The 511-nt window shown below is 66.3% G+C and carries 1 protein-coding gene; it reads right to left on the minus strand.

Translation table 11 applies throughout. The features are described from left to right. Positions 1–499, minus strand: a 499-nt coding sequence (locus tag NE591_RS12295; protein WP_256156750.1) for a transposase, incomplete at its 3' end; no start/stop codon positions are given. Positions 500–511 lie beyond the last annotated feature (12 nt).

Raw genomic sequence — 511 nt, forward strand, 5'->3', positions numbered from 1 at the left:
GATGGAGGGCGACAAGATCGCCGCCATCGACATCGTGCAGCAGCAGGAGACCGCCGGTGTGGGCAGCTTGGCTCTCGAGGCCCTGCCGGCCCGGATCATCGAGGCACGTCGATGCCGACACGCTCGCGCCCCACAGGATCTCGGAGACGTCCTCGATCCTCCTGGGGGAGACCCCGGCCAGGTACATCTCGATCATGGCCTCCTCGACGGAGGTCTCACGGCGCTTGTAGCGCTCGATGATCGCCGTCGCGAACCTCATGCCCTTGAGCTTGGGCATCCTGAGGGTCACCTGGCCTGAGGTGGTCGTGAGCCCGCGCTCGTAGTGTCCGGCGCGGTAGGCCTCGCGCCCTGCCGTCCGCTCGTAGCGGTCGGCGCCTATCAGATCGTCGGCCTCCTCCTCGAGAAGGGCGTTCAGGGTGTCCTCGACTGTTCTTCTGACGAGCTCCCTGAGCTCGCCGCGCATGGCGGCCTCGTCGAATAATACGATGGGATCGGACATGGCTCTGCCTCC

Source organism: Adlercreutzia sp. DFI.6.23, assembly GCF_024462535.1.
Lineage (GTDB): Bacteria > Actinomycetota > Coriobacteriia > Coriobacteriales > Eggerthellaceae > Adlercreutzia > Adlercreutzia rubneri.